The 13,334-nt window shown below is 69.5% G+C and carries 11 protein-coding genes and 1 pseudogene; 3 read left to right on the top strand and 9 right to left on the bottom strand.

From position 1 onward, the window contains the following. Window positions 1–15: 15 nt before the first annotated feature. Window positions 16–483 (top strand): NUDIX hydrolase, encoded by a 468-nt coding sequence (locus OHA84_RS12590; protein ID WP_266971685.1) that lies wholly within the window; start codon window positions 16–18, stop codon window positions 481–483. Window positions 484–985: 502 nt separating this feature from the next. On the opposite strand, the gene OHA84_RS12585 is transcribed toward OHA84_RS12590, so the two are convergent. From OHA84_RS12585 to OHA84_RS12575, 3 genes are all read right to left on the bottom strand, one after another. Beyond that, on the bottom strand, window positions 986–1,264 hold the full coding sequence (locus tag OHA84_RS12585; RefSeq protein WP_266971687.1) for a hypothetical protein: 279 nt from the start codon (window positions 1,262–1,264) through the stop codon (window positions 986–988). Window positions 1,265–1,646: 382 nt separating this feature from the next. Next, complete coding sequence (locus OHA84_RS12580) at window positions 1,647–3,134, bottom strand: hypothetical protein (RefSeq protein ID WP_266971689.1); 1,488 nt, start codon at window positions 3,132–3,134, stop codon at window positions 1,647–1,649. A 993-nt stretch (window positions 3,135–4,127) separates the two neighbouring features. After that, on the bottom strand, window positions 4,128–4,688 hold the full coding sequence (locus tag OHA84_RS12575) for a hypothetical protein (RefSeq protein WP_266971691.1): 561 nt from the start codon (window positions 4,686–4,688) through the stop codon (window positions 4,128–4,130). 214 nt (window positions 4,689–4,902) lie between these two features. Here OHA84_RS12575 and OHA84_RS12570 point away from each other — a divergent pair, with 214 nt between their 5' ends. Beyond that, window positions 4,903–5,562, top strand: coding sequence for a hypothetical protein (locus OHA84_RS12570; protein WP_266971693.1), 660 nt, complete (start codon window positions 4,903–4,905; stop codon window positions 5,560–5,562). A 15-nt stretch (window positions 5,563–5,577) separates the two neighbouring features. Next, entirely contained in the window at window positions 5,578–5,802 is a 225-nt protein-coding gene (locus OHA84_RS12565; protein ID WP_053677899.1) for a DUF2277 domain-containing protein, read from the top strand. A gap of 85 nt (window positions 5,803–5,887) precedes the next feature. Here OHA84_RS12565 and OHA84_RS12560 read toward each other — a convergent pair whose 3' ends face one another. From OHA84_RS12560 to OHA84_RS12535, 6 genes and pseudogenes are all read right to left on the bottom strand, one after another. Continuing rightward, complete coding sequence (locus OHA84_RS12560; protein ID WP_053677901.1) at window positions 5,888–6,382, bottom strand: hypothetical protein; 495 nt, start codon at window positions 6,380–6,382, stop codon at window positions 5,888–5,890. 242 nt (window positions 6,383–6,624) lie between these two features. After that, on the bottom strand, window positions 6,625–7,257 hold the full coding sequence (locus tag OHA84_RS12555; RefSeq protein WP_078998814.1) for a DedA family protein: 633 nt from the start codon (window positions 7,255–7,257) through the stop codon (window positions 6,625–6,627). A gap of 204 nt (window positions 7,258–7,461) precedes the next feature. Beyond that, window positions 7,462–9,128 (bottom strand): annotated as a pseudogene (locus OHA84_RS12550) (alkaline phosphatase D family protein). A gap of 230 nt (window positions 9,129–9,358) precedes the next feature. After that, the gene (locus tag OHA84_RS12545; protein WP_266974096.1) at window positions 9,359–10,003 is read right to left on the bottom strand and encodes an HNH endonuclease family protein; all 645 of its coding nucleotides are present in this window, start codon (window positions 10,001–10,003) and stop codon (window positions 9,359–9,361) included. A 1,051-nt stretch (window positions 10,004–11,054) separates the two neighbouring features. Then, window positions 11,055–11,741: an HAD-IA family hydrolase gene (locus tag OHA84_RS12540; protein ID WP_266947379.1), complete on the bottom strand. Its 687-nt coding sequence runs from the start codon at window positions 11,739–11,741 to the stop codon at window positions 11,055–11,057. A 462-nt stretch (window positions 11,742–12,203) separates the two neighbouring features. After that, window positions 12,204–13,262: a peptidoglycan-binding protein gene (locus tag OHA84_RS12535; RefSeq protein WP_266971696.1), complete on the bottom strand. Its 1,059-nt coding sequence runs from the start codon at window positions 13,260–13,262 to the stop codon at window positions 12,204–12,206. Window positions 13,263–13,334 lie beyond the last annotated feature (72 nt).

The following is a 13,334-nucleotide window of genomic DNA, read 5'->3' as shown; positions in this document are numbered from 1 at the left end:
CCTTCTCTTCCTCCTATGCTCCTGTACATGAGTACGGGTTCCCCGCAGGACAAGTCAACGCCACTGCACTCCGTGTCCGTAGCCGGGGCAGTGCTGCGCGAGGACGGCCGGCTCCTGGCGATCCGTCGCGCGGACAACGGGACTTGGGAACTGCCGGGCGGAGTCCTTGAACTCACCGAGTCCCCGGAGGCCGGCGTCCGCCGCGAAGTCGTCGAAGAAACCGGCATCGAGGTCCAGGTGGACGAGCTGACCGGGGTCTACAAGAACACCACCCGAGGCATCGTCGCCCTGGTCTTCCGCTGCACGCCCGCCGGCGGGACCGAGCGCACGTCGGAGGAATCGACCGCGGTCGCCTGGCTCACCCCGGAGGAGGTGTCCGAGCAGATGTCCGAGGTCTTCGCGGTCCGGCTGTTGGACGCCTTGGATGGGGACGGACCTCATGTTCGCAGCCATGACGGCAAGCATCTGGTCCAGGCGCGGTAAGAGTTTCCCTACTTCATCAAGGCACCCGCCGCGCACGCGCGGCGCGCGCGGCCCGTCGCCCGGGCCTGCGCTCCTGTCTGCGCCCCGCTCCTGCCCGGCCGCCGTCCGCACGCCTACAGCTCGGGTTGATGGGGAGAACCGCGGTGGCTCGGACTGCTGCTCGGCTCACGTCAAAGACGATGCCTCCGGCGGGGGCGCTCCGACTCCGGGATGGACGGGGCGCCGTACGCGAGTGCCGGCACGTCGTGGTGAACGTAGGGAGGCTCCCATCCCGTCTGCCATCGACCCAGGCAAGCCGAGCAGACACGGGCCCTGGCGTCCAGGTCGTTCGTACAGTGGCGCGCTCCACCTGGACGCCAGGACCCGCGCCCGCTCCACATACGTGTGGGTCGACGGCAGACGGGATGGGAGCCAGGGCCAGTGGTGGGCAGATCAGGCGGATCACCGATCGCGACGACTCAGCTCAGGCGAGAACCAGACCCGTCCTGCCAACCTTGTCCATCTACAGCTGGCGTCGTGTCTCAACCAACGCAGCTTTGGCGCGCTCATGGAGTTCGTTGGCAAGGCCCGCTTGGCGGGTGACCACAGACACCCGTCTCTCCGGGCCGTGGTGCGGGTGGGTCACCGACCTGAACATGACTTCGCCCGACGTGACCACAAGAGCTAGACGGGCCTTGAGTGTGCCGTCAGAGACCAAGTGATTGAGTTCATCGATCTTGCCGATGATCGATTCGATCCCCGTTGCTCCGAACCACTCTGCATCCCTGTAGGTGGGCGACACATTAGATGAAATGTCCAGAACCTGCCCAAGGAGACCAACCAGCTCTGTTGGAGGACCGAATCTGCGGCGCTGATTCTGTCGGTGCACACTCCAGGCGGCCCAGAGACCAGCGGGCCCTCCGACACCACCCATGACGCCACCTACAGCAGCAACCCAGTCAGCGGTATCAGACATTCAGCGCCCTCCCCAGCGTGCCCCTCGCGTGCCCGATCTCACGGTGTCCCACGGGGAGTCATGGTGTCTGTCATCCACAGAGTGCAAACGAGCCCCCGACCATTTGATCTGGTCGGGGGCCGTCCTCCTGCGGTGGGTGTGGGATTTGAACCCACGGTGACATCGCTGCCACGACGGTTTTCAAGACCGCGTCGCCACCCGAAACGCCTCAGTTCAAGATTGCCTTCAATCGTGCGTGAAGGAGGGGGTAGTCATGGACCTTGGGAGGCACTTCCGGATCAGGCGCGGGAGGATCGGCAGGAACCCATGTAATGGCAGCCATGACGTCCGAGACGAGAGTGGCAAGGTCTCCATCATCGAGGGCAATAACATAGCCGCGATGATCGAGCGCCGTATCCCGACACCGGCTCAAGAATCGCGCTTTTTCCTGGAAGGAGCGGCATGCCAGAATACCAAACTGGCCTCGCAGTGGGGAAAATCGAGACGACAGCTGATCGAGCTCCGGGTTAGCCGCATCGCTCCCATAGTTCTTGCATTCCACGAAGATATACTTCGATGGGATCTTATGCCGCGTCAAGAAGCGGAAGAATCCATTCGCGGCATTGTTTGTGTACGAGATGTCCACACGCTTTCGACCTTCATGAATGGGCTCTTCCAGTTCCGGCATCGAGAGTGACGGATAGAAGAGAGCCGAAAGTAGCGCCTCGACGCGCCTATGATAATTGTTGGCATCCGCCTTTCCCGGAGGAGTCGTCAAGACGGCCGAAAGCAGCGCCTCGTAGTCTGGCAACGGCGTTTGCCCTACCTCGGCCAACTCCTCGTGAGTGATCGGGTTGGGAGGTACGCTCTTCTTCGTCTCGCGGTAATTCTCATAGACATCCGGCCGCTTAAGAGTCTCCCGAATCACGTCCGGCTTGGAGCTTCCGTAGGCCGCACGGATATCATCCTTAGTTACCTTTCGACGCCCATCCTTGAGAACGCGGACCAGCTTGCTGGTCGGGTCCGCCTCCTCCTCAGATTGCAGGGTGGGCGCGAGGTGGTTCCGGTAGTACTCGCCACGCGAAAGATGCAAGTCCCGTCGAACGATCACCTTAGGCACCAGGAGGAGCTTCTCTCCGTCTGCGACAGGAAGCTCAGTGAACCCCTGCTCCCACTCCAGGGTCAGCGGGTTCCAGACGGGCCCGCTCGCCACGCCGTCCTCCAGCGGGATCCCATGCACCCCAGCCATCTGCTGCGTGTAGATAATCAGCGGGCCGCGAATGATATTGGTAGTGATGTCGGAGATGATATCTTTATCGACTCGATCAAGGAAGAATGAAGTATCCTCAAGGTCTTCAATGAGGCCGGACTTGGCAGCCTGACTGGCCTCCAATTTCGAGGCAAATTCAACGCTCATCTGCTTACCGAATCCCCGACCGGCACTCTTGCCGCTAGAGATACCGAGGTGGGTCTCATTGGGTTCACCGAGATTTCCAAGCAGATAGGAAGTGCGCCGCTTGTCACCCATTTTTACCGAGTCGAGGACACTGTCGAAGAATGTCGTCAACATGATGATACATTCGCGTCCCCAGTCGTCATTCAGATGCCGAATGGTACTCGGGTCGATGTAGACTCGAATGTCATTTACGGTGTCGACGTCGACAAAATCCAGGGTGCCTTGCGTGCGCCCAAGGTTGTAGTACTCGGAAACCCTCACCGCTACCCCCATTCAGTCGGGCGCCATCCCGCCCAACTCCCCTGACCCGCCCGAGCGGCAACTCTGCGCCAACCTCTACCCAGAACTTGACGCGAAGCTGCTGCGCTCCTTGAGCTTCCAGGATCATCTTTGCAGCCAGCTCTGACAATGGAGCCACTATCGACGAAACCCGCTGTTCAGAGGTTGTCTGCCATCGTCCTGTGGCGTTCCACATCAACGCCATCGGTGTCGCGACCGCGCAGGGAAGGGCGAACCAGTCGCACTCATTCTGGCGCCCCGTGCTGCGCGATAGCCGGGCCGCCAGGTGCGGCCTATTCGTGGTCGCCCAACCTCCTTGGATGCCCTTCACGGCTGCTGAACAGGTCAAACTCGTCAAGAGCATCCGGCCACCGGAGCCGTGTGCCCCACTGCGCTCCTGTTCGCGCCTTCCCGGCCTGTATGGCGGGCGGGACGATGCCGGCGTCCATACGGCTGCTCAGGAGAGGGGGAGGCGGAGTGACTCAGCCGAAGTGTGGGGCTCCTACGGAGACTGTAGGGCGGTGCAAGAGGCCGGCAGATGTGGGCTCTGGCCAGTGCTTCCAGCATCAGGGGGCTTGGACAGCCAAGGCGCGGGCGCAGCGCAAGAAGAAGGAAGCCGCGGCGAAGATGCAGGAGCTTCGGAAGAAGAAGTGGTCCTGGTGGTGACCGCTCCTGACATCCACAGCTGACATCAACACGGGTGGCCGACGGCGATCCCAGGCGGGTGAGCAGGGCTAGTGCGTCCTGGGCTCGACCGCTCGGGTACGGACGCCGGGCGAGCTTACAAAGCAGATGTCGGCGGTTCGGGACCGTTTGTGCCCGCCAGGGCAAAGGCCCTCAACCGATCGTGGTTGGGGGTCTTTCGCCTGCCATGTCGACGTCACCACATGGCCCGCGCGGGTAGTCGACTCCAAGTGTGGGTCCGGGTGTTGAGTCGTTCCCGCGTGGCGGGGGATCCGGGAGGCTGCGCGTTCTTTAGGCGGGTGTTTCGGGTGAGGGGGTCAGGGCCTGGCGGGCCGCCTCCATGAAGGCGTCGCGGCTTGACCGCGCCTGTAATCGGCGCTGGTCCGTCAACACGCGGTGCTCTGCGACGTGGGCGGGAATGCCGGCGTGTACGGCGTCGTTCAGTCGGCGGGCCGCACTCCAGAAGCCGTTCACCGCTTCGTAGAGTTCCCGCACGGCGACGCCGACCGCCTGGGGGCCTTCCAGGAAGGCGATGTGCATCGTGCTCAAGAGCACGGCCCGGTCCGCCCGCGCCTCGTCCAGCAGCAGCGAGAACGCATCCGGGTCTCCGGCGACCGCGACCATGTCGCCGATCCGGCTGTGCAGGATGCCGGCGGCCTTCGCGAACTCGGCGTACGCCTCACGGCGTTGCTGGTACCTGTGCTCGACTTGCGTATGACGAAGCTGGGCCACCTGCATCTCGCGATTCAGGCGGGCCTGTGTCCGCGCGGCGACCGTGGTGAACCAGCCCGTCGTCGCGCTGGCCACGACGGCGGAGCCGGCCGCGATCACCGCCGTCCACAAGGCATCCATGGCGCCGAGGGTATGCGCGGCTTCATGTGCGCCGCTTGGTGGTTGCTTCGATCAGTTCCCGCAGCGGGCCAAGGGGCTTGGGTGGTGCTGGTCTTGGGTGCTGTCGTCTTCGGTTGTGGTTGGGGTCTTTGGGCTCGGGTCTTGATTGCCGGTGCTGTGGGAAGGGCGGGTTCGCCGTCTTGGCGGGGGGTTGGGGGCGTGGGATGGTCGGGGGATGGGGGAGTGGGTCGTTGCGGGGGTCGCGGTGTTGGTCGCCGGCGCGGTGTACGTTGTGGCGGAGCGGGCCGCGGGTGCGGCGTTCGAGCGGCGGCGGGACGCGGAGCGGGCGCGGTTGCTCGCGCAGACGCGGGGGGAGGCGGCGGTTGAGCCGGAGGCGCGCGATCCCAAGTACGGGGACACCGGGTACGGGGACACCGGCCGGCTCGCGCCGAGGACGGTCGGGCCCGCGCTGTCGGGGGATCGGCACGATGACTTCACCCCCCTTCTCGTCGAGTACTACGCCTACGGGCTGACGCAGGCGCGGAGCAGCTTCGTGACCAGCCAGCGGTTCGCCGGCGTGGGCGCGACCATCCTGCTGCTGGGGGTGGCGCTGGCCGTGTGGAAGGCGGAGAGCAGCGGGGATCTGTACCTCGGCGTGGTGATCAGTTCGGTCGGGCTGGTCGTCACCCTCGTCGGGCAGTTGTTCCACCGGCGGGCCGACATCGCGCTCCGGCACATGGCCGACCAGACCGCCTCGCTACGGGACGACAGGCGGGCAGCGGAGTCGATGGCCCGGGCCGTCGGGCTGCTGGATGAGGTCGCCGACCCCGAGCTGAGGGGGCGGCTGCAAGCCGGGTTGATCATGAAGCTTTCCGGGGCCGAGCTGCCTCGGTAGCGCGATAGTGGAGACATGTGCCGTTCCATTAAGACCCTGCGCCCGCCCGTTCTCCCCGAGAAGGCCACCGAGGAGGAGATCCGCGCGGCAGCGCTCCAGTACGTGCGCAAGGTGTCCGGCTTCCGGGCGCCCGCCGCACACAATCAGGAGGTGTTCGCCGCGGCCGTCGACGCGGTCGCCGACGCGACCCGGGACCTGCTGGACGGACTTCAGGTCAGGGGAGCCCACGCCGCTTCCTGAGCCGGGCGGGCCCGATGCGGGGCGGACCTGTGCCGGGAGTGGTGCGGGTCCCGCGGTGGGCGGGGCCTGCGGCCACTCCCGCCGGTCAGGCGGTCCGCTCCGTACGGCGGCGGATCACCCACGCGCCGGCGCCGAGGGCGCCCGCGGCGAGTACCCCGCCGAGGGCGATCTGGCCCGGGCTCATCGTGTCGATGCTGCCTCCCAGGCCGCCGCGGGCGGCGCCCGTGGCCACGTTCAGGGTGACGGTGACCCGCTCGCCGCCGCTGCCGCCGCACTCGTAGGTGACGGGGTGCGATCCGATGCGGGCGTTGCGGTAGACGGTGGCGCTGCCGAACAGGTTGGTGGCCTCCAGGTTGCCCGGTGTCAGCTGGACGTCGGGGAACGCGGGAGAGGTGGCCCGGCCGGTCTTGGTGCCGCAGCCCTGGACGTTCAGGCTGACCCGACCGCCGGGAGCGACCGTGTACGGGGACAGAGTGGCGGTGGGGCGGGCGTAGGCCAGGGTGACGGGTGTGACGGCGGCGACGACGAGCGTCGCGGCCGCGCCTCTCATCAGGTGGTGCCGGATGCGGGTGGCGGGCATGGAGAGAACTCCTCGGGCTCCTCGAAACGGCGCGGCCAGGGCACGGGTGTGACGCGGATTCGGTCGCGCACCGTGCTGTGGACGCTAGAAGCCCCGACCGGAGGCGGCTATCGCTGTCGGGTGAACGGGTGACGCACCACCCCCACCCGGGCTAGCGGGCCACCGTACGGGCGACCCGCACCCACGGATCCCCTCGGCCCACGGATGCCCCCGGGGCCACGGGTGCCCTGGCCGGGCGGGGCTCAGGTCGCCGCGGCGGGACCCGGTCCCGGGCGGCGCAGCAGCAACGCCGCCAGCGAACCCGCCGCGAACAGCGCGATCAACGACACCGCGGTACCCAGCCACGCCGTACCGAGCCACTGCGTACCGAAATAGCCCAACGCCACGCTGTACCCCGCCCAGGTCATGCCCGCCAGGACCGACCAGGGCAGGAACTCCTTGACCTTGCGCTGGGTCTTGCCCGCCCCCAACGAGACCACCGACCGGCCGGCCGGGGCGAACCTGGCGATCACCACCAGGGCGCCGCCACCACGCGCCAACGCCACGCCCAGCCGCTCGTGAGCCCGGCTCAGCCGACGGGAACGGGCGATGGCCCGGTCCAACCGGGCACCCCCGCGCCGCGCCAACCGGAACGCGGCCATGTCACCCAGCACCGAAGCCGACGTCGCGATCACCAGCAGTGCCATGATGTCCGGCACCTGCTCGGGAACCGGCGTCGACGAACCCGCGGCTCCTGCCGCGGCCGCGGCGGCCGCCGCGGTGATCACCAATACTCCGCTCGGCAACACCGGCAGGAACACGTCGAGCACCACGGACACCGCCACCACGGCGTAAATCCAGGGGCTTGTGGTCAGCGACCCCAGAGTCTCAAGCAAGTGGTACTCCCCAGTCCGAAGCGCCGCGTCGTCGCGGGGAGCGGCAGGGGCGGCTTGACAGCCAGACAGCGTACGCCCGGGAGTAACCTCCCGGATCCCCGGGGTGACGATACGACGACTTCCCGGGGTACGTGGATACGGCTTGTGACTTCATCCGGACGCGCACGTCGGCGTTCAGCTCGGACGCCCACGTCAGCGCTCAGCTCATCGCGGTTCGGTGAGCTCGCGATCCAACACGGCCGTCAGCCGGGCCTTCGACCCGCGCCCCCACCCCGTCCGCGCCTGGTCCAGGCGGAGTCGGGCCGTGCGACCCGCCAGCTCCAGCGTCATCAGCTGATTCCCGAACCAGGGACCACCCGTACGCCGCCAACTCAGCGGCGGCCGACCCGTCCGCCCATGCCGGGAGAAACCGCGCCCCAACCACCGCCCCACCCGCGACCAACCCAGCCGGAAACCCCACTTCACGGCCGTGTGGATGGAGTTGTGCACGGGCGAGCACGTCAACTGGAACACCCGCGCCGTACTCGGTATTCGGGGCTCGGCCACATACGCGTGATGGACGTCGCCGGAGAGTACGCACACCGTCGCCGGCGCCCGCGGCCCCGTCCCCACCTCCTCGATCAGATCGCTCAACGCCACGAAGGACTCGGGGAACGCCGCCCAGTGCTCCAGATCGCTGCGCCGCCGCAGATCCTCCCCGATCCGCGCCCACCGGGGCCCCCGCTCCCCGCGGCACAGGGCGGCGTTCCACACTTCCGCGTCATGGATCAACGGCGGCATCAGCCACGGCAGCGAGGACCCGATCAGCAGATGGTCATAGCCGCCGTGCCCGTCCAGGGCGTTGTCCCGAAGCCACTCCTGCTCGGCGGGGTCGAGCATCGCCCGCCGGTCCTCGGCCAGCACCCGCGCGGCCCGCGTGTCCACCATCAGCAACCGCGAGCGGCCGAAGTCCGCCGGTAACTCCAGCGGGCCGAGCCCGGATCGGCGTCGGCCACGGCGGCGAAGGCACGCAGGGCGTCCGTCCCGTCGGGGGTTGCCCGTACCGCTTCGTACAGCGGGTCGGCCTCCAACTCGGCGGGTGAGAGGTTGCCGAGGTGTTGATGCACCCAGTACGACATCAACCCGCTCAGTACCCGCTCCGACCACCAGGGCGTCGCCCGCATCTCCGCCAGCCAGGCCGCGCTGGTGTTCCAGTCGTCGATGACATCGTGGTCGTCGAAGACGTGCAGGCTCGACACCGTCGACAGCAACCAGCGGATCTCCGGGTCCAGCCAGGATTCGTAGTACAGCCGGGTGTACTCCTCGTAGTTCGCGACCTGCGCGCCCGGCGCCTCGCGCAGGTCCCGGCGGGCCGCCAGCCACCGCTTGGTCGCCCGCGACAGGTGGTCGGCGTACACCTGGTCGCCGAGCAACAGCAGGACGTCCGGTCTGACCGCTTCCGGATCGGCCGCCAGCCGCGCCGCGAGGGTGTCCAGCGCGTCCGCGCCGTGCGGCCCGCGACGGTCGGCGGGCGGCGCGGCCTGCCGACACGATCCGAACGTCACCCGAAGCCCGGGAGCCGGCCGTCCGGGCCCCGCGACGGCGGGCGCGGTGATGGTGCTGGGCGGGAAACCGCTGTCGGGCAGCGGCCACACCGGGTCCCCGGCGAGCCGGACCTCGTACTCGGTGGTGGTGCCGGGGGTCAGCCCTGTGACCGGGACCAACGCATAATGGTGGCCCTCTATCTGGAAGGTGTGCGCACGGCCGCCCGCCCCGTCCGCGCACCGCACCTCGGCCATGCACGGGCGGTCCGCCTCGACCCATATGGTGGCGGCGCCGCCCGTGTCCCAGTCGACGTAACGCAGCAGCGGCCCCAGACGCAGTCCGGCCATGAGACTCCCCCTCCTTCATGTCCCCTTGGATCACGGTAAGGGGTGGAGGGGGAGCCTGGCCTCCCCCTGGCGGGGGAGAAAGATCGGCCTACGCCAGGGGGAGGCGGGGCGGGTCGGGTCGGTGGCCGGCCGGGCTGCCGTCAGCAACCGTCAGCAGTAGTGAGCGGGCGTCAGTGGCAGTCGTCGGCAGGGCGTTGGCAGCTGCTGTCAGCAGGCGCCGGTAGCAGCCGTCAGCAGCCGTTGAGCACGCTCGACAGGGCGGTCTTCTCGCCGGAGTCCATCTTCAGGCCCCAGTACTGCTTCACCTGGACCCACATCCGGGCGTACGTACAGCGGTAGGCGGTGCGCGAGGGCAGCCACTTGCCGGGGTCCTGGTCGCCCTTGGCCTGGTTGACGTTGTCGGTGACCGCGATGAGCTGCGGGCGGGTGAGGTCGTTGGCGAACTGCTGGCGCTTGGCCGTGGTCCAGGAGGAGGCGCCCGAACGCCAGGCCTCGGCGAGCGGGACCATGTGGTCGATGTCGATGTCGGACGCCGCTGTCCAGGTGGCGCCGTCGTACTCGGAGTACCAACTGCCGCTGACGGCGGCGCAGGCGGAGTCCTGCACGACGTTCACCCCGTCGCGCTTCAGGACCGTCTCGCGGGTGTTGCAGGTACCGGAGACGGTGCTCCAGTGCGGGAACAGGTCACGGCTGTAGCCGCTGAGGGAACCTTCCGCCGCGGGCGTGACCGTGGCCAGGTACGAACGGGCGGCCGCGGCGCTGATCGGGGTGGGCGGGGAAGCCTGGGCGGTTGGGGCGCTGACGAGGGTGGTCAGGGCGGCGACCGCGGAGGCTGACGCGAGCACGCCAATTCGACGCGCGTAGACGGAGGGTATGAGGGCCATGAGGGGCTCCCTGGATGCGGGGGGTGGTGGCCGTGCGACCCCGGTGGGGCGCGGCCATGGTTGCGGCGCCGGATGTCGCACGGGTGGGCGCCAGGTGACAGGTTGCCGACATGGGCACGTCACATCAAGTCGTCCAACGGTCCCCGGATGTGCGGAAGTTGTGATTCCGGGCCGCGGGGTGGGGGCGATCCGGGGTCAACGGCACAAAGCGGGCGCGCGCGGAGGGGTGGGCGGTGTCGCGCGGAGGCGTGGGCGGTGCGGGGCGGGGTGGTGTGGGGCGGCGGGTGGTGCCGGCCGGGGGACTCCGGGGGCCGCCACCCGGCGCAGGGGTGGATGCGCGGGCGGGCATCCGCTCCGGCGTGCGATCCGATATCTGCTCCGGCGTGCGATCCGGCGCTTCGGGTCGGGTGGCGGGCGGATCGGCGGGGCGGATCGGCGGCGCGCGACGGGGTGGCGGGGAGGGTGCGGGACGGGATGCGGGATATGGGGTGCGGGACGGGGCGCGCGGCGGAGTGGGGGCGCGGCGGAGTGCGGGATGGGGTGGTGCTGCGGGGTGCGAAGGGGGCCGGCCCGGACGTTGCCGGTGGCGCGGGCGGGCGGCCTGTCGGGCTCGGATCCGGGAGGGTGGCGTGCGCGGGTCGGGGCGTGCGCATGGGTGGGTGGCGGGCCTGTCGACTCCCTACGTGCCCTGCGTGCGCTGTGGGCCCTGCGGGTCCTGTGCGCCTGTGCGCCCTACCTGGCCTGTGTGCCTGTGAGCGCTGCGTGCCCTACGTGGCCTGCGTGTGCTGTGGGCCCTGCGGGTCCTGTGAGCGCTGCGTGTTCTGCTGGCCCTGCGGGTCTGCGTGTGCTGCTGACCCTGTGAGCCCTGCGGGTCTGCGGGCCTGCGGGTCCTACGTGCCTGCGGGCCCTAGGTGCCTGTGAGCGCTGTGTGCCCCACGTGCCTGCGGGCGCCGCGTGTCGTGCCCTGCGGGCCCTGTGGGCGCATGTGAAAAGGCGCGCGGCCCGGCGGTCAACCGGGCCACGCGCCTTTTCGGTCTGTGGGTCAGACGGTGGGGGTGAGCGTGAGGTGGATGGTTCCGTCCGGGGTCGTGTGGACGCGGATCGACGTCAGGTCGAGCACGTGGGCCGTGGGGCCGTGCGCGGCGGCCCTGGAGCCGATGCCGATGACCCGCATCCCGGCGGCCTGGCCTGCGGCGATACCTGCGGCGGAGTCTTCGAGGACGATGCAGTCGGCCGGATCCACACCCAACTCGGCGGCGCCCTTGAGGAACCCCTCGGGGTCGGGCTTGCTGGCCCCTACCGACTCGGCCGTCACCCGTACCTCGGGCATGGGCAGTGATGCGGCCGTCATCCGGGCCCGGGCCAGCGCGGCGTCGGCGGAGGTGACCAGTGCGTGCGGGAGGTCGGCGATGGCGGCCATGAACTCCGGCGCGCCGCCGACCGGAACCACGCCGTCGGTGTCGGCGGTCTCGCGGGCGAGCATCTCGACGTTCTCGGCGTGGTTGAGCTCCATCGGCCGCTCGGGCAGAAGGATGGCCATCGTGGCGTAACCCTGACGCCCGTGGACCACCTTGAGGGCCTCGTGCGGGTCGAGCCCGTGGGATACGGCCCAGTCGCGCCAGCAGCGTTCGACCACGGCGTCGGAGTTGACGATGGTGCCGTCCATGTCCAGGAGCAGAGCCTTGGCGGTGAGGACGGTCGAGGTCGAGGCGGTGGTGCTGGCCGGCATCGGCGGGGCTCCAGACGGGGCGGGAAAAAGAACAAGTGGTTCCGCCCACCGGTCAGGGAGTGAAGGCGGAACCACTTTGTTCCCACACGATACAAAATCTGAGGCGGTCCGCGCCACCGTGCGCCCGGCGGGGAGTCCTTCAGGGGTGGGGGTGTGGTGTGGCGTGTGCGGCATTGCTGGTCAACTCGGCTGGTGGGGTGGCGAGTTGAGAATGCGGCTGCCGGCTCGACGGCCGGGGGCGGTGACGAACGGCACACGACCGAGTCGCCGGCCGGACCCCGATGGGTCACCGGGGGGAGGCGTTGGTGGCGGGGCGGGTTGCCGGGCGGGCGGGCGCGCGTGCGACGGGCCGGGCGCCGTTGCGCGAAGCGGCCCCGGCTGCGCCGGGATCTTCGGGGCTCCGCCCCGCACCCCGCGCCTCAAACGCCGGCGAGGCTGGAATGGACCGGGGTCGGCGTCCGCCTAGCCCTCCAGTGCGCGGCGGGTGGCGGGGCCGTAGACGCCCCAGGGGTCACCTTGGATGTCGTTGTACCACTGGAACTCCGACACCGCGTTCTCCACCGACCTGCCGTACCTGCCGTCCACCCTGCCGCGGTACAGACCCTGCCCCGACAGGAGCTGCTGGAGCTTCTTCACCTCTGATCCGGAGTCTCCGTACGCCAGGGTCGGACCCTGCACCGGCGGCGGTGGGGGTGACTGGGGCTTGGGGGTGCGGCTCGGCTTCGGCGGAGGGGTCGAGGTGGGCGGCGCGGTGGAACGGGACGTGCTCGGCGTGGGGGAGGGCGACGCGGAACGCGATGCGCTCGCGCTCGGTGACGCGGAACGGGACGCGGACGGTGACGGCGAGGCCGACCGGCTTGCCTTCGGGCTGGGTGAAGCCTCCGGCGAACCGGTCGGAGCCAGGCTCGCCACGGGGCCCGACGGCTTCGCGTCCAACAGCGCGGTATCGGTCTTCCCGGGCTCCGAGGATCCCCCCAGCGCCAGTGCCAGCGCCGTACCACCTAGGGCCACCACGGTGCAGGCGCCTGCCAGGAGCAGGACGAGCCGCTTGCGCTTCCTCGGGCCCCCGCCCCCGCCGGTGGGACGGGGCGCGGCGCCCGGCGGGGGGCCCGCAGGGGCCCCGCGCGGGGTGTGCGGAGCCGGGGCGCCGGTCGCCGTGGGCGGGACCGGGCGCAGGGGGATCGTGTGGTCCGACCAGGCCTGCGGCGGCTGCGGCGGTACGGGTATGCCGTACGCCGGGGTGTCGTGCGAAGGCGCGGCTGCCGGCGGGACCGGGGGCAGCAGCTCCGTCGGGGCTTCGCCGGGCGGGCCGAACGGGCCGAACGGGTTGCCGGCCGATGGCCGGGCCGGATCGGCCATCGCGCCCAGCACCGGCTGCGGGTACGCCGAAGCGGATCCCGACTGCCCGGGGTCGGACAGGGATACGTACGGGCGAATGCGCAGGGGGTTGAAACCCGCCCCCGGCGCGCACTCGCAGCCGACGCCCTCGGCGCCGCATTCTGGACAGCGCTCAGCGCTCACTGGAACCCTCCCTGGCCACTGCCTGCGATTATGCAGACCCGCCAGGCCCGACCCAACCCTCCCGAGAGGCCA

Origin of the sequence: Streptomyces sp. NBC_00513 (assembly GCF_041431415.1) — a bacterium.
Lineage (GTDB): Bacteria > Actinomycetota > Actinomycetes > Streptomycetales > Streptomycetaceae > Streptomyces.
Note: the sequence above shows the minus strand (reverse complement) of the source record. Positions and strands in the feature narration are given on the sequence as shown.